This is a genomic window from Rhodoferax bucti (assembly GCF_005876985.1).
Classification (GTDB): Bacteria; Pseudomonadota; Gammaproteobacteria; order Burkholderiales; family Burkholderiaceae_C; genus Allorhodoferax; species Allorhodoferax bucti.
Genome location: NZ_VAHD01000003.1, coordinates 588267 through 609401, shown reverse-complemented (window position 1 = coordinate 609401; position 21135 = coordinate 588267). Strand labels below are relative to the sequence as shown.

The following is a 21135-nucleotide window of genomic DNA, read 5'->3' as shown; positions in this document are numbered from 1 at the left end:
AACCATGTTCAACAAAGGACAACTCGCGGGCCTGATGAAGCAAGCCCAGGCCATGCAGGACAACATGAAAAAAGCCCAGGACGAGTTGGGCAACATCGAAGTGACCGGTGAGTCCGGTGCGGGCCTGGTCAAGGTCACCATGACTTGCAAGCACGACGTCAAGCGCGTGGCCATCGACCCCAGCCTGCTGGCCGACGACAAAGACATGCTGGAGGATCTGGTGGCCGCTGCGTTCAATGCTGCCGTGCGCAAGGCCGAAGAAACCTCTTCTGAAAAAATGGGCAAGATCACGGCCGGCATGCCGGGCCTGCCCGGTGGCATGAAGTTCCCGTTCTGACACCCGCCCGCTGCACATCGCCATGTCGGATACCAACGCGCTCGACACCCTGATCCAAGCCCTGCGGGGCTTGCCGGGGGTGGGCGTCAAGTCGGCCCAGCGCATGGCGTTTCACTTGCTGCAGCACGACCGGCCGGCGGCCCAGTTTTTGTCCCGCGCGCTGCAGCAGGCGACCGACACGGTGCACCACTGCGAGCGTTGTCATACCTTCACGCAAGACGCGGTGTGCTCCACCTGTTTGGACGAGCGGCGCGACCGCACGCAGCTCTGTGTGGTGGAAACGCCGGCCGACCAAAGCGCCATGGAGCGCACCGGAGCCTACAAGGGCCTGTACTTTGTGTTGATGGGCAAGCTCAGCCCGCTGGACGGGGTAGGTCCTCACGATTTGGGTTTCAAGAAGTTGTTTGACCGGGCCAGTGATGGCGTGGTGCAAGAGGTGATCCTCGCAACCAACTTCACCGCTGAGGGTGAGGCCACCGCCTATGTGATTGCCGAAGGCCTCAAGGCCCGTGGCCTGCGCCCGACCCGCTTGGCGCGTGGCGTGCCCGTGGGCAGTGAGCTGGAGTACGTGGACCTGGGCACTATCGCCCACGCGCTGGTGGACCGCCGCTAGGCATTTCCGATTATTTTTTTGAAAGACCGTTTGTTCATGCAATACGCCCACTTCACCGTTGCTTATTGGTGTGTCCTGATTGCGGCGATATTGCCGATTGTCTGTGCCGGCCTGGCTAAATACGGCCGCATTGGCGTGCCGCGCAAGCAGGGCGGTTATGACAATGTAAACCCCCGTGAGTGGCTTGCCCGCCAGACCGATTGGCGTGCCCGTGCCAATGGGGCGCAGGCCAACAGCTTTGAGGCGCTGCCGTTCTTTATTGGTGCGGTCATCATTGCGCACCAGCTGGGTGCCCCGCAGGCGCGGCTGGATGTACTGGCCTTTTTGTTTATCGTGTTGCGCCTGCTCTACATCATGATGTACGTCGCCGGCATGGCCAATGTGCGCTCTGCCCTTTGGTTTGCAGGTTTTTTGACCAACGTCGGTATTTTGTTGGTGGGTTCCCGCTGAAACAGGCATTGACCAACGCAAAGGGCGCCATGAATGGCGCCCTTTTTTTATCCCTGTTTCTTTTTGACCGTTTTGCCCGGTTTGTCTTGGGCTTTGGAGTTTTTGGCCAGTTTCGCGTCCGGCTTGGGTTTGCTGCTGGCGCTCTTACCGGTGCTGCCTTTTTTGCTAGGGGCCGCTTTGTCTTTGGCAGAGGCTTGGGCGGTTGCAGTGGCTTTGTCAGCGCCTTTGAGCTTCACCCCGGCAGGCAAAAACAGCACCACGGCGTGGCCCGGTTTGAAGGCGGCCGTGCTGCTCACTTTGTTCCACTCCGCCACATTGGCGGGGGTGACTTTGTACTTGCGGGCGATGCTCGCCACGTTATCCCCTTTGCCGGCTTTCACGGTGTGGCGTTTGAGGGTGATTTCCGGGGCCAGGGACAGCTGCCCGTTGTCCGCCACTTTTTCGGTCACATCCGGCATATGGGCATTGCGTGGCACCAGCAGTGTGGAGCCGGCCCGGATCACCACCTTGGGCGGAATATTGTTCATGGCGCGCAAATCGGCCTCGCTCATGCCCACCCGTTTGGCTACCTCGGCAGGGCGCAGGGTGGTCGGGGCGACCCAAGCGGTCCAGCTGGCGAGGCGGCCTCCACCGTAGCTTTCCAAGTTGGATTGGAAGATTTCTGCGTTGTCCCAGGGCAGCAAAATCTGCGGGGTACCTGCGGCCAGGATCACCGGCCGGTTGATGGAGGGGTTCAGAGCCTTGAAGTCGTCCACGCCCACTTCAGCCAACTTGGCGGCCAAGGTGACATCGATGTCACGTCGGATGGTGACAGTCTGAAAGTAAGGGTGGTTCTCGATCAATGGCAGCTTGGAGCCGTATTTGCCTGGCTTGGAGACGATGTTTTTCACCGCCTGCAGCTTGGGCACATAAAAGCGGGTCTCCATGGGCATGTTGAGGTCGGTGTAGCTGGTTGGCAGGCCGGCCCGCTTGTTTTTGGCGATGGCGCGTGCCACGCTGCCTTCGCCCCAGTTGTAAGCGGCCAGTGCCAAGTGCCAGTCGCCAAACATGCCGTAGAGCTTTTGCAGGTAGTCCAGGGCGGCGCGGGTGGAGGCCAGCACGTCGCGCCGGTCGTCCCGGAAGGTGTTTTGCTTCAACTCAAAATACTTGCCGGTGGCCGGCATGAATTGCCACATACCAGCAGCCTTGGCGTTGGACACGGCCTGGGGGTTGAAGGCACTTTCGATGAACGGCAACAGCGCCAGCTCAGTGGGCATGTTGCGGATTTCCAGCTCTTCAACAATGTGGAAGAGGTATTTCTTGGACCGCTCCGTCATCCGGAAGATGTAGTCGGGCCGGCTGGAGTACCACTGTTCGCGGTCTTGCACTAAGTCGCTTTCCAGGTCGGTCATGGCGTAGCCGCGCCGGATGCGTTCCCACAAATCAGCCGGCGGAGCAATGGCAGCCACCGAGCGGGAGCTGGGCAAAGGAGCGACGGCGGTCAGCGGCACGGCATCGCCGTTGCGGGCAGCCCCGAGCGCCGGGGATGTAGAGGAGGGCGCCTGCGTGCGCGGGCGCACGATTTCCCGGCTGGGGCGCAGGGTCAGACTGTCACCATCGGCTGGCGCAGGCTTAGGGGGCGCGGCCTGCGGGTCTGCAGGCATGGGGGAATTGAGGGTGCCCGCGCATCCGGCGAGCAACACGACGATGCTCGCGGTGGCAATACGTATCAGGTTCATTTAAAAGTGTTTTTCCATTCGCGCAGCGCGGCAAATACGCCAGCTGCCTGGGTGCCTTGGGGGTCATGGGCACGCACAGGCTCTGCCACAGAGGGTAGGTGGCTGCGCAAAAAAGGGTTGATTCGGATTTCCAGCGCCATGCTGGAAGGCAGGGTGGGCAGGCCTTGGGCCCGCAGTTGTTGGCAATGGGCTCGGTAGTCCCGCAAGTCACTGTTGCCTGGCTCCACAGCCACTGCAAAGCGCAAATTGCTCAAGGTGTATTCATGGGTGCAGCACACCCGGGTGTTTGCAGGGAGTGCTGCCAGCTTTTCCAGCGAGTGCAGCATTTGTGCCGCAGTGCCTTCAAACAAGCGTCCGCAACCCGCGCTGAACAAGGTGTCGCCGCAAAACAAGAGCGGTGCCTCGCCGGCCGGTTCTGCCACAAAAGCAATATGACCCGCGGTATGGCCCGGCACATCGAGCACGTGAAAATCCAAGCCCAGGCTGTGGACGACATCGCCTTCCACCAGGCGTGTCAGGGGCTCGGGAATGGATTCCCGGGCAGGGCCATAAACGCGTGCGCCGGTGGCATCACGCAGTGCATTGACCCCGCCGGTGTGGTCCGCATGGTGATGCGTGACTAAAATGCTTTGCAGTGTCAACGCGTGGCGCTGCAGCGCATCCATTACCGGTTGTGCATCGCCCGGATCGACTACCAAAGCGTCACGTCCGTTGTGCAACATCCAGATGTAGTTGTCGGTGAAAGCGGGCAGTGGTAGCAAGTTCATGAGCACACAAATTATAGATTTGCAGGGGTGGTTGGATTCCCCCGCAGGGGCTTACCTGCTGGCATGGGAGCAGGCCCAGTTGGATGAGGCTGTCGCCGATTTGTTCGGCTACCACGCCTTGCAACTGGGCATACCAGAACTGCAGGGTTTGCGCGCTAACCGCATGCCGCACCGCTGGTTTGCCTTGCACGAGACACCGGAGCATAGCGGCAAGCAAGTGGCGGTGGTTGATTTCTATGCAGACTTTACCGCGCTGCCTTTTCCGGCCAACAGCATTGATCTTTTGGTGCTGCCCCACACGCTGGAGTTCAGTACCGATCCGCATGCGACACTGCGCGAAGTGGAGCGTGTGCTGGTGCCCGAGGGCAAGGTGGTGATTTGTGGTCTCAACCCGGCCAGTCTCTGGGGGTTGCGGCAGCGGCGTAGCCGGTGGTACCAGCGCTTCGGTTGGGGCGCAGTTTTTCTACCCCAGTGGGGCGATTTGATTGGCTATTGGCGTCTGCGGGACTGGCTGCGACTCTTGAGTTTTGAAGTGGATGTCGGGCGTTTCGGCTGCTACCGCCCGGCGGTGGATTCGGTGAAGTGGCTGCGTCGCTGGTCCTGGCTGGACAGGGTGGGCGCGCGCTGGTGGCCTATTTTTGGTGCTACTTATTTTGTAGTGGCTACCAAGCGGGTGCGTGGCATGCGCTTACTGGGAAGTCAGTGGCGCAGCGTTGCCCAACGCAACCCGGCGACAGTGCCTGTGGTGCAGCAATCGCAGTTTGCTGCCGTCAAGAATGGTGAAAAGGACAGTGTGTGAGTGATGTGTTGACCTCCGTGGTGATTTACACCGATGGCGCCTGCAAAGGCAATCCGGGTCCCGGCGGCTGGGGCGTTTTGCTGCGTTCGGCTGACGGGTCGGAAAAAGAATTGTTCGGAGGCGAGTTGGGCACGACCAATAACCGCATGGAAATGATGGCGGTAATCGAGGCCTTGGCTGCGCTCAAACGCCCCTGTCGCGTGACTCTGCATGTGGACAGTCAATACGTGCTTAAGGGCATGACCGAATGGCTGGCGGGCTGGAAAGCCAAGGGTTGGAAGACCGCCAGCAAGCAACCGGTGAAAAATGTGGATCTCTGGCAGCGTATGGATGCCTTGGTCAATGGCGTCGGTCATCGGATCGACTGGCAATGGGTCAAAGGCCATGCGGGCGACCCGGGCAACGAGCGCGCAGATGCATTGGCCAACCTGGGGGTGGAGAGCGCCTTGAAGGCGCGTGCCTGAGCTATCCCCCGATGTAGCTCATTTCCACGCGCCGCACAGGTGCGGAGGCGTCGGCGGGTGCTAGCCCGCGCAATGCGGAGTAACGATCGTTTCGATCCCCCCAGATGCCAGCAATCGCTTGGCGAAGTTCGGTGGGGGAGGCTCCTGCGCGCAGCAGGGTGCGCAAGTCGTGTCCCTTGCCCGCGAAGAGGCACATGTACAGTTGCCCCTCCGTAGAGAGGCGGGCGCGATTGCAGTCGCCGCAAAAGGCTCGCGTCACGCTGCTGATAAAGCCCACTTCCCCGGCCGCAGCATCGTGCGAGCCATTGGCTTTGGCAAAGCCCCAGCGTTGCGCGGTTTCCCCGGTTTGCCGGCTGGGCAGGGGGACGAGCGGCATCTGCTGGCGAATCAACTCCAGCACCTCGTGGGAGGGCAGCACGTCGTTCATGCGCCAGCCGTTGGTGGCACCTACATCCATGTATTCGATGAAGCGCAGAGCCACGCCGCTGCCCTTAAAGTGACGCACCATGGGCAGGATTTCCTGATCATTGGTGCCGCGCTTGACCACCATGTTGACCTTGAGGGGCCCGAGGCCGGCAGTTTGGGCTGCCTCTATGCCCTTGAGCACCTCCCGCACCGGAAAGTCCACATCATTCATGGCCTTGAAAACAGTGTCGTCGAGGGCATCGAGGCTGACCGTCACACGCTGGAGCCCGGCGTCACGCAAGGACGCCGCTTTTTTGGCCAGCAGTGCGCCGTTGGTGGTCAGGGTGATGTCCAGCGCCTGGCCGTCCGGGGTGCGGAGCTCTGCCAGCTGTCCGATCAGGGTCTCGATATTTTTCCTCAACAAGGGTTCCCCCCCGGTAAGGCGGATTTTTTGTACCCCCAGCGCCACGAATTCGCGGGCAAGCGTGGTGATTTCCTCAAAACTCAGCAGGGCGCTGTGGTGTAGGTAGCGGTAGTCTTTGTCAAACACCTCTTTGGGCATGCAGTAACTACAGCGGAAGTTGCAGCGGTCGGTCACACTGATGCGCAAGTCACGCAAGGGGCGGCCCAAGGCGTCCTGCAGCATGTGAGAAGGCGAAAGGGCAGGGGGGGGCGCCGGGCGTATGGGAAATCCAACGGTCCGCTCGTCGATCAGCGGAAAAACACGGGTGTTGCGGTTCGCCATGGCGTTTTGTCGGGGTTGTGCGTGAATTCGCGTATTCAAAGTGCAAAATCAACAGGACTTCAAAATTGCAGCCACTGTCTTGGGGCCTGGACCCATGAAACAAGTACCACTCGCCATATTACTGACATTGCTAAGCCCTTGGGTGGTGGCCCAGTCCACGGCCCGGCAAGGTGTTTCTGAGCAGGACTTTCTGGACGAAATGCCGGTGGTGCTATCGGTCTCCCGCCTGGCGCAGCCTCTGGATGAAACCCCGGGAGCGGTCACCGTACTGGATCACAATTTCATCCGCATGTCCGGAGCGCGGGATGTTGCCGATTTGTTGCGGCTGGTGCCGGGCTTCCAGACAACGACCTCGTTTGAGACCGATGCCCCGGTGGCCAGCTACCACGGCCGCAACGATGACTGGGCCAACCGCATCCAGGTACTCGTGGATGGACGCTCGGTGTATTCCGGGCATTTGCAAGGCTCGGCGGGTTTGGGGCTGCAGACGCTGGCGATGGATGACATCGAACGGATCGAAATTCTGCGCGGTTCCAACTCCGCAGCCTATGGCGCACGGGCATTCCTGGGGGTGGTCAACATCGTGTCCCGGGACGTCCGGGAAACCTCTGGCCCCCGCGTGCGCTTCACCGGTGGAGATAACGGAGTGGCGGATGCCGCAGCCAGCATTGGTTGGGGGAGCACCGAGAGTGCATACCGCTTGAGTGCGGACAGTCGGGGGGATATGGGTCTGCGTTCAGCCTATGGCGTCAACCGGGTGTCGCGGGTGAACGTGTCTGCGGCGCTGTCCATGGACAAAGGCAGGGAGCTGGAGTTGCGGGCCGGGAGCTTGGGTATTGATGCGGGACGGGGAAGTACGGGCTCTGCGGGCAATGCGGAGCGGAGCCGTTTCTTGGGCGCGCAATTTGTTCAGGCAGACATGCATGTGCCTCTGGGTTTTGACCAGGATGTGCAATTCACCGCGTCGCATACCGAGAACACGCACCGGGATAACTTTCCCTATCTCTCTACGGCGGCGGGTGTGAACTACTACGGCATCCCTATCGATTTCGGCGCCCGCGAAGTCACCCAGGCCATGACCCTGCAGCACACCGCCCGTTGGAGCGAGGAGTGGCGGACCGTATGGGGGGGCGAACTGCGCCGCGAGGTGATCACGTCGCCCGCCAGTTTTGATGCCCGAGGTTCCGTGACCTCCAACTTCCAGCGTTTGTTCGGCAATGCCGAGTGGCACTTGACGCCCACCGTGGTGCTGAATAGCGGGGCCATGCTGGAGCAGAGTGAGTTGGGGGGCAATACGGTGTCCCCCCGTGTCATGGCCAATTGGCATGTGGCAACCGGTCATACTTTGCGTGCGGGGGTGTCCTCCGCTTTCCGTCCGCCGAGTGCGTACGAAAAATACGCCGCTGTGCGGTACTACGACGTGAATGGTGCCAACCCCATCACCACGGTACTCAGCAGCGGTCAGGTCGGCCCCGAAAAAATATACAGCCGCGAGCTGGGCTACAACCTGAGCCTGCCGTGGGTGGGTGTGTCTGGGGACATGCGTTTGTTCGAGGAGCGTATTTCAGATGGCATCGAGCGCCCGAAAAAAGCGCAGGACAGCGATCCTGATGACTACCGCAATATCGACAATTACCGTATCACTGGTGCAGAGCACCAGTTGCAGTGGAAACCCTCCGCCAGCGCTTTGGTATTTCTGACGCAGGCCTGGACGGATGTGGCCGGGGCTGAGCGCTTCCGCGTATCCCACAGTGCCGCGCGTTACGCAATGTCTCTGGCGGGCATGTACACCACCGATGCCGGGTATGTCTGGTCCATGATGCATGCCCAGTCCGAGGACATTGCGCTTATGTCCGACAGCAAGCAGCTGTATACCGTGGCGCGCACCGACTTCCGCGTGGCCAAGCCCTTCCGCTTGGGGCGGAGCAAGGCGGAAATATCCTTCGTGTTGCAGAACGTGGACCAACCTTACCGCGATGGGGACTGGAAATTCCGCTTCGATCGGCGGGCATTCGTGTCCCTGCAGGTGGAGCAGTAATCACCATGCTCGGCAAGCACTTCCGCTGCTTCTGCCTGCTGCTGTCGAGTCTGCTATGGGCCGGCACGGCGCAGGCTGCGGATGTCGTGATTGTGAGCGGGGACCGCAGTCCGGGGTATTTGGAGGCTGCCCAGACCGTAGTGGCAGAAATGGGCCGGGTGTCGGACAAACTTGAGACGCAAGTGTTGTACCTGCCAGATGCGCCAGGACTGGAGGCGTCCCCCTTGATCGCGGCCAAAGTGATTGTGACGTTGGGGACGGACGCCCTCTCCAAGGTACTGGCGCGTGACGTGCGTGTGCCGGTGGTCGCTGCCCTGATTCCCAAGGCAGGGTATGAACGGGTACTGCGGGAGTTGGGTCGCAAGCCCCAGGCGCCGGTAAGCGCTTTGTATCTGGAGCAGCCCTTTCCCCGGCAGTCCGAGTTGCTGCGCCTGGCGCTGCCCGATGCGCGCAAGGTTGGCGTGCTGTGGGGCGCGGAGTCTGGCGTGCAGGCCCAGGCGGTGCAGTCTGCCTTGCAGGCCCGCGGGTTTGAGTTGGTGAATGGCTATGTGGGCGGCGGCAATACCTTGTTTGCAGGCTTGAAGGCGGTGTTGGACGACACCGATGTATTGCTGGCCATACCCGACCCGCAGGTCTACAACGGCTCCAGTATTTCCAATGTGCTGCTCGCCACTTACCGTGCACGGGTGCCCATGCTGGCATTCTCGCCGGCGTATGTGCGTGCGGGTGCCTTGCTGTCGTTGCACAGCACCCCCAGACAAATCGGGTTGCAGGCGGTCACCATGGCGCGGTCGCAGTTGCAGGGGGCTGCTGTGGGGTCCCAGTACCCGGTCGATTTCTCTGTTGTGCTGAATGACCACGTAGCCCGCTCATTGGGGCTGAATCTGGATGAGACGGTGCTGACGGAGCGCTTGCGCAAATGGGAGCGCCGGCAGTGAACTTTCAGGGAATTCGCTCCCGCATGCTGTTGGCGGTGATTGCCCCCATTGTGTTGGTGGTGCTCACCTTGATGGGCGTGTTCTGGTCCACCCGGGTTTCTGACTTGGACGACGCGCACACCATGCGCAACAAGCTCATGGCGCACCAGGTCGCGATGGCGAGCGAATATGGATTGTTCTCCGGGAATATTGCCACCCTGCAAGCCATCACGTCCGGCTTGCAGCGGGAGGCGGATGTCCGGTCGGTTGCCATTTTCGACAGCAACGGCCAATTGTTGGCGAAAACCGGCAGAAGCCATTACGGGGAACTGCCCGAGGCGGTGGGTGCCGGTTACATCGCGCAGCAGCGGGCCTTGGGGGTGGACGTGGTGTGGGAGAGTGTGTCCAGTGGCAGTGTGTCGCTGGATGATTTTTATACCCCGCAACAAACCGTGCCGGGTGCCGGCACGGTACTCGGCTATGTGGTGCTGGAGGTGACCCGCGAGCGCCTGGACAGTCGGGGGCATGAAACCATGTTGGTGGCCGTGCTCATTGGTCTGGCGGGCTTGTTGATTGGCAGCTTGTTGGCGTGGCGCTTGGGCGAAGGGGTGATCGGGCCGGTGATGCGGGTGTCCCGCACGATTGAGCGCATCGGGGAGGGGGATTTGACACTCAGCTCCGAGGCCCAGCCCAACGACCCCTTGTATGACCTGCAGATTCGCCTCAACCAGATGGCGCAGCGATTGGCGTGGGGCCGAGAAGAGCTGGAATACCGGGTGGAGGCCGCGACCCGCGAACTGCGCATCAAAAAAGAGGAAGCGGAGACAGCCACCCTTGCCAAGTCGCGCTTTCTGGCGGCAGCCAGCCACGATTTGCGCCAGCCCACCCACGCGCTGGGCATGTTTGTGGCACGCCTGGGTCAGTTGCCCTTGGATGCGCAAACCCGCCAGGTGGTGGGTAGTCTGGAGGCCTCAGTGCACTCCATGCAGGATTTGCTGGACGGCTTGCTGGATGTATCCCGCCTGGATGCCGGCGCGGTGCAGGTGCACCGGGTGGCTACGCCGGTGGACGAGCTGTTTCAAGGCATACGCAAAGCCCTGTCGCCCGTGGCAGATGGCAAAGGCCTGCGCCTGCGGGTGCGGCCCAGCAGCCAGTGGGCGTTGACCGACCCGGTGCTGTTGCAGCGCATGGTGATGAACTTGGCCAACAACGCGCTGCGCTACACCGAGCGCGGCACGGTGCTGGTGAGTTGCCGGGTGGTCGATGCCGGTACACAGCTGCGCATTGATGTAGCGGACAGCGGCATCGGCATTTCGCCCGAGCACCAGCGCGATATCTTTCGGGAGTTTTACCAAGTGGGTAACCCGGGGCGGGACCGGGCGCAGGGCTTGGGCCTGGGTTTGAACATTGTGGAGCGCACGGCCAAGCTGTTGGGGCACACCGTGGCCTTGCGCTCCGGGCTGGGTTGTGGAACCCGTTTTTCCATCACGTTGCCACGGGCCTTGCCCCGGGAGGTGCCGGTGGCGACCTTTCATGCCTCTGAGCCGGCGGGCTTTCAGGAGCTCGAGGGCATGCGCATCCTGATTGTGGAAGACGATGGCTTCGCGCTCGAAGCTCTGCGCGATCTGCTGAGCTCTTGGGGGTGCGTGGTGAACGCGGCAGCTAACGTTCAGGACGCGCTGGACTTCATCAATGCCTATCCGGCGCCGGACCTTGTGCTGTCGGACTTCCGCTTGGGCGAGGAGCGTAATGGCATTGATGTGATTGAAATGGTGCGCTCGCACGCTCGTCGCCAGATTCCGGCCTGCCTGATGAGTGGGGATACCGATACCACGCTCATCCAGGCTGCCCAGTTCTCGGGCCTGACCTTGTTGCACAAGCCGGTGCGACCGGCCAAGTTGCGCAGCTTGTTGCGCCGACTGTCCAAAGCCGAGAATCAGGCCATGGACGTTGTGGACGTGTTCAGCGCCTAAGCGGTAGCTGGACGGTAGCCGCTGCGGGCGGCAGCCACCACGGCTTGGGTGCGGTTTTGCACATCAAAGTGCCGCAAGATGGCGGCTACGTGGGTCTTGACGGTCTCTTCCGACACATTCAGGGTGAGCGCAATTTCCTTGTTGGACCGGCCATCCAGCAGCTCCCGCAGTACCAATTCCTGGCGTTGCGTCAGGGGCGTTTTGTCGGGGAGCTGGTCGAAGCCGCTCACATCGCTGCGGCCTTCGAGCTCGCGGGGGGTGTAGACCTCGCCATCCAGCACCAAGCGCACGGCATGAAGCAGCTCATCGCTCAAGGTGGATTTGGTGACAAAGCCGGAGGCGCCGGACTGCAGCACCTGCCGCATGATTTGGGTATTCGCTGAGCCGGAGAGCATCACGATAGGCAGCTCCGGGTGGCGGCGGCCGAAAATGTCCAGCGCCTCCAGGCCGGTCATGTCCGGAAGGTGGTAGTCCAACAGCACCAGGTCCAGGTCCAGGTGCTGTTGGGTGATGTCAAACGCCTGCCCGCAGGTGCCGGCTTGCAGCACAACCACGTTTTCATCCAGCCCTTTGAGGACTTGGTGCAGGCCTTCGCGGACCAAGGCGTGGTCATCAATCACAAGAATTTTCACAACGATCTCTTTGGTGGTGGCGGGCCGTGCAGACATGCCCGGCCGCAGACGGCAGTCGCAGCATATTAGCGCATGGAGGGCCTTTGGACGCCCACAACACAAAGGCCCGCAGCGCTGGGCATGCGGGCCTTGTCTGGCTGGTGACAGCGCGTATCAGCCGCCGTGGATCTTCATCATGAGTGGCACGATCAGCAAGGCCACGATGTTGATGATCTTGATCAGCGGGTTCACCGCCGGACCGGCGGTGTCCTTGTAGGGGTCGCCCACGGTGTCACCGGTCACGGCGGCCTTGTGGGTCTCGGAGCCCTTGCCGCCGTGGTGGCCGTCTTCGATGTATTTCTTGGCGTTGTCCCAGGCGCCACCGCCGGTGCACATGGAGATGGCCACAAATAGGCCTGTCACGATGGTGCCCATGAGCAAGCCTCCCAAGGCGGCCGGGCCGAGTGCCAACCCGACCACGATGGGCACCACCACGGGCAGCAGGCTGGGGATCATCATTTCCTTGATGGCGGCGGTGGTCAGCATGTCGACTGCGGTGTCATATTCCGGCTTGCCGCTGCCGTCCATGATGCCCTTGATTTCCTTGAATTGGCGGCGCACTTCAACCACGACAGAACCTGCTGCACGACCCACGGCCTCCATGGCCATGGCGCCGAACAGGTAGGGGATCAGCCCGCCGATGAACAGGCCGATGATGACCATCGGGTCGCTCAGATCAAAGCTGATGTGCTTGCCGTAAGCATCAAGCTTGTGGGTGTAGTCCGCAAACAGCACCAGCGCGGCCAGGCCGGCGGAGCCGATGGCATAGCCTTTGGTGACCGCTTTGGTTGTGTTGCCTACGGCGTCCAGCGGGTCGGTAATGTCCCGCACGCTGGCAGGCAGTTCGCTCATCTCGGCAATACCGCCGGCGTTGTCCGTGATGGGGCCGTAGGCGTCCAGCGCGACCACGATGCCTGCCATGCTGAGCATGGACGTGGCGGCAATCGCAATGCCATACAAGCCGGCTAGTGCATAGGCGGTGTAAATAGCCATGCACACGAATATCACTGGCCAGGCGGTGGAGCGCATGGACACACCCAAGCCCGCAATGATGTTGGTGCCGTGGCCCGTGGTAGATGCTTGGGCGATGTGCTGAACAGGCGCGTACTGGGTGCCGGTGTAGTACTCCGTGATCCAGACCAGCGCAGCCGTGAGCACCAGGCCCACGGCGCAGGCGCCGAACAGCTTGCCTGCAGCTCCGGTACCGCCCAAGGCGTTGTCGGCAATCATCGATTGCGTCACAAAGTAAAACGCAATCAGCGACAGCACACCGGCTACTGCCAGGCCCTTGTAGAGAGCCGGCATCACGTTTTTCATGCCGGGCGATGCCTTGACGAAAAAGCAGCCGATGATGGACGCCACAATCGACACAGCTCCCAGCGCTAAAGGATATAAAACGGCGTTAGCGCCCGCCCCACTTGCGAGAAGCGCTCCTAAAACCATAGTGGCGATCAGGGTGACTGCATAGGTTTCAAACAGGTCGGCCGCCATGCCGGCGCAATCGCCCACGTTATCGCCCACGTTGTCGGCAATCACGGCCGGGTTGCGCGGGTCGTCTTCCGGAATGCCGGCTTCCACTTTGCCCACCAGGTCCGCGCCCACGTCAGCCCCTTTGGTGAAGATGCCGCCGCCCAGGCGCGCGAAGATGGAAATGAGGGAGGAGCCAAAGGCAAACCCGATCAGCGGGTTGAGCTTGGCGGCGGTGACGGCGCCGTCCGGCACCAGAAACCAGTAAAAACCGGTCACGCCCAGTAGGCCGAGGCCCACCACCAGCATGCCGGTGATGGCGCCACCGCGGAAGGCGACGTCCAGCGCGGGCCCGATGCCATGCGTAGCAGCCTGCGCCGTACGCACATTGGCGCGCACCGACACATTCATGCCGATGAAGCCGCAGGCGCCAGAGAGCACTGCGCCCAGCACAAAGCCCACCGCAGAGAGGCTGTCCAGAAAGATACCGATCAGGATGGTGAGCACCACGCCGACGATCGCGATGGTTTTGTACTGCCGCGCGAGGTAAGCCGCTGCACCGGTCTGGATGGCGGCTGCAATTTCCTGCATGCGCGCGTTGCCGGGGTCTTGGGAGAGAATCCAGCTGCGTGCCCAAATGCCGTATGCCACGGCAATCAACCCACAGCCAAGCGCCAGAAAAAGCGCTGTGTTGCCCGTCATAGAAATACTCCTCTATGGTTGTTTCGCAAAGATGGGAGCAACGCCAGCGTTGTCCCCGCTGCGTTGCTTCCTCAGTGCTCCAACCCTGCAGGGCAAGGGGAGTTGATTGGCCAACGCACCCAATGTAACGGGCTTCGCGCGGGCGTGGAATATTTCGCAAGTGTGTAGTCAGTAAAATTCGGGTTAATCCGTACGTTTCCTGTTTCAACTCAAACCAAGAGAGATTGCATGTCCCTAGACAATGTCACCCCCGGCAACAAAGTGCCTGAATCGTTCAACGTCATCATTGAAATCTCGATGAACGGCGACCCCATCAAGTACGAAGTGGACAAGGCCTCCGGCTGCATCTTTGTGGACCGTTTCATGAACACGGCCATGCACTACCCCACCAACTACGGTTACGTGCCCAAGACCATCGCCGGTGACGGCGACCCGGTGGACGTGCTGGTGATCACCCCCGTGCCCCTGCCACCCGGTGTGGTGGTTCCTTGCCGTGCCATCGGTATCCTGAAGATGGAAGACGAAGGAGGTATGGACGGCAAAGTGTTGGCTGTGCCTACCGACAAGATCCTGCCCCTGTATTCCCGTTGGAAGACCCTGGAAGACCTGAACCCCGTGCGCCTGAAGGCCATCGAGCACTTCTTTGAGCACTACAAAGATCTGGATGCCGGCAAATGGGTCAAGGTGCAAGGCTGGGGCGGTGTGGACGAAGCCCACAAAGAAATTCTGGACGGCATCGCCGCCTACAACCAGCAATAAGCTGCCCGGGCCCAAGCGCTTCTTTGGAAGCGTTTGAGGCCTCTAGCGCCCGCAGAATATGCGCGAGCCGCTATCAAAAAAATAGCGCCATCGGGTCACCATGGCGCTATTTTTTCGTCGGCACCCGGCCGGTTTCAACGCTGGGGGTCTGGAAACAGCAAGCGTCTGGCCAGTGTGCCGCTGCGCTCAAAGGCCTGCCATTGGCCCTCGGGCTGCGCCAGCCGGTCGGCCACCACCCACCAGGCGCTGGGGTTCAGGCCCAGGCCGATGTGGCTGGCAAACACCTCCACGTTTTCAGTGCGGGGTTGTTTGCGGCTTTTGGCTTGCAGGCTGGCTTGCCAAGCCACCACGCCGTCACTGCGGGAGTAAATGGAGGTGGTGGGTACAGGGGGCGCGGTGGCCAGGTCGAACTGCTCGATCGCATCGGTGATCTTGTGGCCAGCGGCCAGCTCGTACAGCTTCCACGCATTGGTGCTTTTGTGGGAGCCGCCAAACGGGGTGCCCAGGGTGATCACGCTGCGCACCAACTCCGGCAGTTCCTTGGCGAGCTCGCGGGCATAAATGCCGCCCAAGCTCCACCCCACCAGGCTGACTGCGCGGCCGGTGCCCTCGGCCGTTTGCAGAATTTGCTGGCGGGCGGCTTCCAGCACCCCAGCGCGGGGGCCGAAGTTGTAGCCCTGGTTCCAGCCGTAAACGTCGTAGCCCAGGTTTTTGAGGTAAGCCCGCAGGGGCAGGGTGGACCCATCGCTGGCAGTCAGGCCGGGAAACACCACCACCGGGTGCCCGTCCCCGGCCGGCGCTTTGCTCAGCACCGGCCAGCTGGGGAGCACCGACCACAGCTCCCATGGCGCGCGCAGCTCCAGGGCTATCAAATGCCAGCCCGGTGGCGGGTGGTGGCCCTCGGATACGTCAGGGGTGGGGGGATGTGTCATGCGTGGGGCGGGCGGAGTGGGCCGGTGCGGATTCAAAAGGTGGCATGAAGTTAGCAGCTTTCGCCCGGTTTGCGGCAGGCCGGCGCCCACTTTAGGTGCATGGCTCCAAGCGGGGAGGGGCTATGGGTGTGGCGGGCATCGCTCCGGCTTTGTCCCCTTGCGAGCGGTCACTGCCTCTGTGTATGATGATTTTGAGAAAAATGTTAAAAACATTTATGCGGTGCCTGAGCCCGGCTTTATTTCTGCTTGGGTGGCACGGGGAATGCGTATGCTGGCAGTGTTGTTACGTCTTGCGGCGATACCCATGCGTTTTTTATTTCTGAATTCCCTGCGCGGGAAAATCGTGGCGCTGGTGGGGGTGTTGGTGGCCTGCGGGCTATTTGCACTCTCGCTGACCAATGTGCTGACCGCACGCTCCCATGCGCTGGAAGCCCTGGACAACCAGACCCGCTCGCTGGCGCACTCCCACGCCACCGGCGTGGCCGACTGGGTGGCCAGCCGCCACCAACTGGTCAAGTCTTTTGGTTTTGCCATCAACGAGCCCGAACCCCTGAAATACCTGGTGCAGGCCAAAGTGGCGGGCGATGTGGACTCTGCCTACATCGGCTACCCCGACAAGCGCACCGCATTTTCTGAAAATCAGAACCTGCCGCCTGATTACGACCCCACCACCCGCCCCTGGTACCAGCTGGCCGCAGCGGCGCAAGGGCCGGCGCTCACCCCGCCGTATGTGGATGCGGGCTCCAAGAAACTGGTGATCACCTTCTCCGCCGCGATTCGTGACGGGGGAACCGTCAAGGCAGTGACGGCGGTAGACGTGTTCATGGATGGGGTGGTGCGCAATGTGGCCTCCATCCGCCCCACACCGGGCACCTATGGCTTTATTGTGGACAAGAGCGGCAAGGTCATGGTGCACGAGGACTCTGCCAAGGTGCTCAAACCGGTGACCGATATCGCCCCCGAGTTGGGCGGCGCGGGCCTGGAGAGCCTAGCCACAGCCCGGGCGGTGCGCGAAATTGCCATGGGCGGTGAAAAGCGCCTGGCCTTTGCGGAGCCCATTACCGGCACCGATTGGGTGCTGGTGATTTCCCTGGACCGCAAAGAGGCGCTGGCAGGCATTGCCGCCATGGTGTGGTCGTCTGCCGTGGGCAGCGTGGTGATTGCCGTGGTGGCGGTGCTGCTGATTGGTGCTTTGCTGACCACCATGCTGAGCCGTCTGGTGGTGCTTAAAGACGCGATGCAGGACATCGGCTCCGGCCAGGGCGATCTGACCCGCCGCATTGAAACCCGCGGCAACGACGAGCTGGCCGCGATTGCCGCCGGCTTCAACCAGTTTGTGGAAAAAACCCAGGGCGTGCTGCGCCAGGTGCGCTCCAGCGCCGATGCCGTGGCTACATCGAGCGCCGAAATTGCCCAAGGCAACAACGACTTGAGCGCCCGCACCGAACAACAAGCCAGCGCCCTGGAAGAAACCGCCGCCTCCATGGAAGAACTCGGCTCCACCGTCAAACAAAACGCGGACTCTGCCCGCCAAGCCAACCAACTCGCCATGAATGCGTCTACCGTGGCGATTCAAGGCGGAGAAGTGGTGAGTCAGGTGGTGGAGACCATGAAAGGCATCAACGAGAGCAGCCGCAAGATTGCTGACATCATCAGCGTCATTGACGGCATCGCCTTCCAAACCAACATCCTGGCCCTGAATGCAGCGGTAGAAGCCGCACGGGCGGGTGAACAGGGACGAGGCTTTGCCGTCGTCGCCTCCGAAGTCCGTAGCTTGGCCGGACGCAGTGCCGAAGCCGCCAAAGAAATCAAAACCCTGATCAACGCCAGCGTAGAGCGGGTGGAGCAAGGTAGTAGCTTGGTCGACAAAGCCGGTGAAACCATGACCGAAGTGGTCAGCAGCATCCGCAGAGTCACCGACATCATGGGAGAAATCAGTGCCGCTAGCTCAGAGCAAAGTGCTGGGGTCTCTCAAGTGGGAGAAGCGGTGACCTCCATGGACCAGACCACGCAGCAGAACGCGGCCTTGGTGGAAGAGATGGCAGCGGCGGCCAGCAGCTTGAAGAGCCAGGCCAACGACCTGGTGCAAGTAGTTGCGGTGTTCAAGCTGGGCAATGACGAGTCGCAGGCGTATGGCCGCAGCTCCGCATCTGCCGACTTGCCTGCGTCTCCCAAAGGCAGCCAGCTGGCGGCCCCCTTGCCCCGCGCGGCGGTGCGCTCCAACCCGCCCAAGGTGAGCCACTTTGCCTGGCCCGAGCGCCGTGCCGCTGCCACTGCGTCGGCACCCAAGCCGGCAGCAAAACCGGCGGGCAAGCCGGCGGCCCAACCCGCAGCCGCCAAGGCTCCGCCGGTCTTGCTATCCGTAGCGCCTAAAACCAGCAGCCGCGCCACCCCGGCAGGTGGCGATGACGACTGGGAGACCTTTTAACCCGGCTTTTTGAGCGGCGTGCGCTGCTCCAGATGCTCCAGGTAGTTCTGGATGCCATCGCCCTCGCGCTCCAAAAAGCGCTGCACCGCATCGGCAAATGCCGGGTGCTGCAGCCAGTGGGCGCTGCTGGTTTTGACCGGGAGCAGGGCGCGCGCCATTTTGTGCTCACCCTGCGCGCCGCCTTCAAAGCGCTGGTAGCCGTTGGCAATGCACCACTGTAGGGGCTGGTAGTAGCAGGCCTCAAAGTGCAGGCAGTCCACGTGCTCCAAGGCCCCCCAGTAGCGGCCGTAAGCCACCCGGTCTTCAGTGCCAAATAGGCCGCTAGCGCCCGTAGAGCGTGCGCCAATAGCTATCAAACTACTAGCAATCGTACGGCCCTCACGCTCCGCCACAAATAGCAGCCAGTGCTCCGGCATGGTGGTGGCCATGCGGTGGAAGAAGTCCGGGTTCAGGTAGGGCGGGTTGCCGTGCTCGCGGTAGGTTTGGGCGTAGCAGCGGTAAAAAAAGTCCCAGTCGGCAGCGCTGATGTCCGCCCCCTGGCTGTGGCGGAAGGTCACGCCAGCTTCTGCGACCTTGCGGCGCTCCTGCTTGATTTTCTTACGCTTCTCCTGGTTCATGGATTGCAAGAAGTGGTCGAAGTCCGCATAGCCTGGCGTGCTGTTGTGCCAGTGGAATTGCACCGTGTGCCGCGCCATCCATGCGGCATCGGAGGCAGTTTGCATATCCGCCTCGCTGGCAAACAGCAGGTGGGCAGACGACACGCCTTCGGATTCGCACCACGCTTGCACCGCCTGCAGCAGTGCTTGCCGGGCTGCCTCGTCCACCGCCAGCAGGCGGCTGCCGGGCACCGGCGTGAAGGGCACAGCCACCGTTGCCTTGGGGTAGTAGTCCAACCCGTGCTGCTGGTAGGCGCTGGCCCAGGCCCAGTCAAACACATATTCACCGTAAGAGTGGCTTTTGAGGTACACCACGCAGCCTGCGCACAGCACCTCGCCCCGGTGCAGGGTGATGAAGCGGGCATCCCAGCCGGTGGCCGGGCTGGCGCATCCACTTTCGTGCAGGGCGGCTAGGTAGGCATGCCGCATGAATGGTGTGGGGTGCGCTTGGGCAGCCAGCAAGCCATCCCACGCACGGGCGCCTACGTCCGAGGGCGTGTCTGACACCCGGATGACATAATCCGTTTTACCCATTGTGCGCCCCCGGCGCGACGGCCCCGCCCGGCACTGCCGCGCTGCGTGGGCTTTGAACTTCTATCGGTTGGTTCATGACTCTCAAACTGTGCGTTGCGCAACTCAATTTCATCGTCGGCGACCTCAGCGGTAATGTGAAAAAAATCGTCGATGCGGCCACCCACGCCTATGGGCAGGGCGTCCGTCTGGTGCTGACGCCGGAGCTCTCTATCTGCGGCTATGCCGCGGAAGATTTGTTTTTGCGCCCCGCCTTCATCCAAGCCTGTGATGATGCCGTGAAATCGGTCGCCCAGCAGTTGGCCGGGCTGAAAGGCCTGAGCGTGGTGGTGGGTCACCCCACCGGGGGCGACAGCCGCACCCGCTCGGTGGCGATTCAAAGTCGCTTCAACTCCGCCAGCGTGCTGCGCGAGGGGCAGGTCGTCGCCCAGTACGCCAAGCGCGAGTTGCCCAATTACCAGGTGTTTGATGAGCGCCGCTATTTCAGCCCCGGTCACGATGTCTGTGTGTTTGAAGCCGGGGAGGGCGCGGATGCCGTGAAGGTAGGCCTGCTGATTTGTGAAGACGCTTGGTTCGAAGAGCCTGCCCGTTTGGCGCAAGAGGCGGGTGCCGAGATGCTGGCGGTGATCAATGCATCGCCTTTTCACGTCGGCAAGGGGTACGAGCGCGAAGCCCGCATGGGCGAGCGTTGCCGCGCCACCGGCCTGCCCATGGTGTATGCCCACATGGTGGGTGGGCAGGACGAAGTGGTGTTTGAAGGCCACTCTTTCGCGCTGAACGCGCAGGCGCAGGTCACTGGCCGGGCCCCGAGTTTTAAGGAAAATCTGTTTGTAGCGCAGGTGGAGCGTGCGCAAGCAGCTATGCAATTGATAGCGCCTGTCGAGCCCGAGCGATCCGCCGAGGCCGATTTGTGGGATGCGCTGGTGCTGGGCGTGCGTGACTACGTGGGTAAAAACGGCTTCCCCGGCGCGCTGCTGGGCCTGTCGGGCGGCATTGACTCTGCGCTGGTGTTGGCCGTGGCGGTTGATGCCTTGGGGGCAGACAAAGTGCGCGCGGTGATGATGCCCTCGCCCTACACCGCCGATATCAGCTGGATCGACGCACGCGACATGGCTGCCCGCATGGGCGTGCGCTATGACGAAATCTCCATCGTGCCGGAGTTTGAAGCCTTCAAGGCTTCGCTGGCCGGCGAATTCGCCGGGCGGGCAGAAGACACCACCGAAGAAAACATCCAGGCTCGCATTCGGGGTACGTTGCTCATGGCCCTGAGCAACAAGTTCGGCAGCATCGTGCTCACCACCGGCAATAAATCTGAGATGGCCACCGGCTACTGCACCTTGTATGGCGACATGGCGGGCGGCTTTGCGGTGATCAAGGATTTGGCGAAGACCACCGTCTTCAAATTGGCCTGGTGGCGCAATGCGCATGACCCGTATGGCACGGGCGCCTCTCCGATTCCCGAGCGCATCATCACCCGCCCACCGAGCGCGGAACTGCGCCCCGACCAGAAGGACCAGGACAGCCTGCCGCCCTACGAGGTGCTGGACGGCATTCTGGAGCGCTACATGGAAAACGACGAGAGCATCGAGGCCATCATCGCCGCCGGCTACCGGGCGGAGGATGTGGAGCGTGTGACCCGCCTGATCAAGATCAACGAGTACAAACGCCGCCAAGCACCAGTGGGAATCCGGGTGACCCACCGCAGCTTCGGCAAAGATTGGCGTTATCCTATAACCAACCGTTTTCGGGCCTGATTTTTAAAC

General features: G+C 61.8%; 18 protein-coding genes. 11 read left to right on the top strand and 7 right to left on the bottom strand.

Translation table 11 applies throughout. The features are described 5' to 3' along the window. Positions 1-4 precede the first annotated feature (4 nt). From FDM28_RS13855 to FDM28_RS13845, 3 genes are read left to right on the top strand one after another with little or no spacing between them, the layout of a single operon-like run. Positions 5-337 (top strand): YbaB/EbfC family nucleoid-associated protein, encoded by a 333-nt coding sequence (locus tag FDM28_RS13855; RefSeq protein ID WP_138516044.1) that lies wholly within the window; start codon positions 5-7, stop codon positions 335-337. Positions 338-359: 22 nt separating this feature from the next. Beyond that, positions 360-950 carry a recombination mediator RecR gene (recR, locus tag FDM28_RS13850; RefSeq protein WP_138516042.1) on the top strand — a complete coding sequence of 197 codons (591 nt, stop codon included), beginning with the start codon at positions 360-362 and terminating at the stop codon, positions 948-950. Between the two features lie 36 nt (positions 951-986). Next, positions 987-1400, top strand: coding sequence for an MAPEG family protein (locus tag FDM28_RS13845; protein WP_138516040.1), 414 nt, complete (start codon positions 987-989; stop codon positions 1398-1400). Between the two features lie 47 nt (positions 1401-1447). Here the strand turns inward: FDM28_RS13845 and FDM28_RS13840 are convergent, their stop codons facing one another. Then, positions 1448-3118, bottom strand: coding sequence for a transglycosylase SLT domain-containing protein (locus FDM28_RS13840; protein WP_138516038.1), 1671 nt, complete (start codon positions 3116-3118; stop codon positions 1448-1450). After that, positions 3115-3885, bottom strand: a complete 771-nt coding sequence (gene gloB, locus FDM28_RS13835; RefSeq protein ID WP_138516036.1) for a hydroxyacylglutathione hydrolase — start codon at positions 3883-3885, stop codon at positions 3115-3117. The genes FDM28_RS13840 and gloB overlap by 4 nt, the downstream gene beginning before the upstream one ends. Here gloB and FDM28_RS13830 point away from each other — a divergent pair. Next, the gene (locus FDM28_RS13830; protein ID WP_240792012.1) at positions 3884-4684 is read left to right on the top strand and encodes a class I SAM-dependent methyltransferase; all 801 of its coding nucleotides are present in this window, start codon (positions 3884-3886) and stop codon (positions 4682-4684) included. The genes gloB and FDM28_RS13830 overlap by 2 nt on opposite strands. Positions 4685-4692: 8 nt before the next feature. Then, positions 4693-5148, top strand: coding sequence for a ribonuclease HI (gene rnhA / locus FDM28_RS13825; RefSeq protein ID WP_138516337.1), 456 nt, complete (start codon positions 4693-4695; stop codon positions 5146-5148). 1 nt (position 5149) lies between these two features. On the opposite strand, the gene moaA is transcribed toward rnhA, so the two are convergent. Beyond that, complete coding sequence (moaA, locus tag FDM28_RS13820) at positions 5150-6298, bottom strand: GTP 3',8-cyclase MoaA (protein WP_138516034.1); 1149 nt, start codon at positions 6296-6298, stop codon at positions 5150-5152. A gap of 94 nt (positions 6299-6392) precedes the next feature. Between moaA and FDM28_RS13815 the strand changes: the two genes are divergently transcribed. From FDM28_RS13815 to FDM28_RS13805, 3 genes are read left to right on the top strand one after another with little or no spacing between them, the layout of a single operon-like run. Next, on the top strand, positions 6393-8336 hold the full coding sequence (locus FDM28_RS13815) for a TonB-dependent receptor plug domain-containing protein (protein WP_138516032.1): 1944 nt from the start codon (positions 6393-6395) through the stop codon (positions 8334-8336). Between the two features lie 5 nt (positions 8337-8341). Further along, positions 8342-9274: an ABC transporter substrate-binding protein gene (locus FDM28_RS13810; RefSeq protein WP_138516030.1), complete on the top strand. Its 933-nt coding sequence runs from the start codon at positions 8342-8344 to the stop codon at positions 9272-9274. Continuing rightward, on the top strand, positions 9256-11226 hold the full coding sequence (locus FDM28_RS13805) for a hybrid sensor histidine kinase/response regulator (RefSeq protein ID WP_240792011.1): 1971 nt from the start codon (positions 9256-9258) through the stop codon (positions 11224-11226). The genes FDM28_RS13810 and FDM28_RS13805 overlap by 19 nt, the downstream gene beginning before the upstream one ends. Here FDM28_RS13805 and FDM28_RS13800 read toward each other — a convergent pair. Together FDM28_RS13800 and FDM28_RS13795 are read right to left on the bottom strand one after the other, a co-directional pair. Continuing rightward, a complete protein-coding gene (locus FDM28_RS13800) occupies positions 11223-11894 on the bottom strand; it encodes a response regulator transcription factor (RefSeq protein ID WP_138516026.1) in 672 nt (223 codons plus the stop codon). The two genes, FDM28_RS13805 and FDM28_RS13800, sit on opposite strands and share 4 nt — an antisense overlap. A 117-nt stretch (positions 11895-12011) precedes the next feature. Further along, a complete protein-coding gene (locus tag FDM28_RS13795) occupies positions 12012-14066 on the bottom strand; it encodes a sodium-translocating pyrophosphatase (RefSeq protein ID WP_138516024.1) in 2055 nt (684 codons plus the stop codon). Between the two features lie 228 nt (positions 14067-14294). Here FDM28_RS13795 and ppa point away from each other — a divergent pair, with 228 nt between their 5' ends. Next, positions 14295-14825, top strand: coding sequence for an inorganic diphosphatase (ppa, locus tag FDM28_RS13790; RefSeq protein ID WP_138516022.1), 531 nt, complete (start codon positions 14295-14297; stop codon positions 14823-14825). Positions 14826-14959: 134 nt separating this feature from the next. On the opposite strand, the gene FDM28_RS13785 is transcribed toward ppa, so the two are convergent. Next, on the bottom strand, positions 14960-15757 hold the full coding sequence (locus FDM28_RS13785; protein WP_138516020.1) for an esterase/lipase family protein: 798 nt from the start codon (positions 15755-15757) through the stop codon (positions 14960-14962). Positions 15758-16061: 304 nt separating this feature from the next. Here FDM28_RS13785 and FDM28_RS13780 point away from each other — a divergent pair, with 304 nt between their 5' ends. Continuing rightward, positions 16062-18185, top strand: a complete 2124-nt coding sequence (locus tag FDM28_RS13780) for a methyl-accepting chemotaxis protein (protein WP_138516018.1) — start codon at positions 16062-16064, stop codon at positions 18183-18185. Here the strand turns inward: FDM28_RS13780 and FDM28_RS13775 are convergent. Further along, on the bottom strand, positions 18182-19375 hold the full coding sequence (locus FDM28_RS13775) for a GNAT family N-acetyltransferase (protein WP_138516016.1): 1194 nt from the start codon (positions 19373-19375) through the stop codon (positions 18182-18184). The genes FDM28_RS13780 and FDM28_RS13775 overlap by 4 nt on opposite strands. Positions 19376-19449: 74 nt before the next feature. Here FDM28_RS13775 and FDM28_RS13770 point away from each other — a divergent pair, with 74 nt between their 5' ends. Continuing rightward, positions 19450-21126 carry an NAD+ synthase gene (locus FDM28_RS13770; protein ID WP_138516014.1) on the top strand — a complete coding sequence of 559 codons (1677 nt, stop codon included), beginning with the start codon at positions 19450-19452 and terminating at the stop codon, positions 21124-21126. Positions 21127-21135 lie beyond the last annotated feature (9 nt).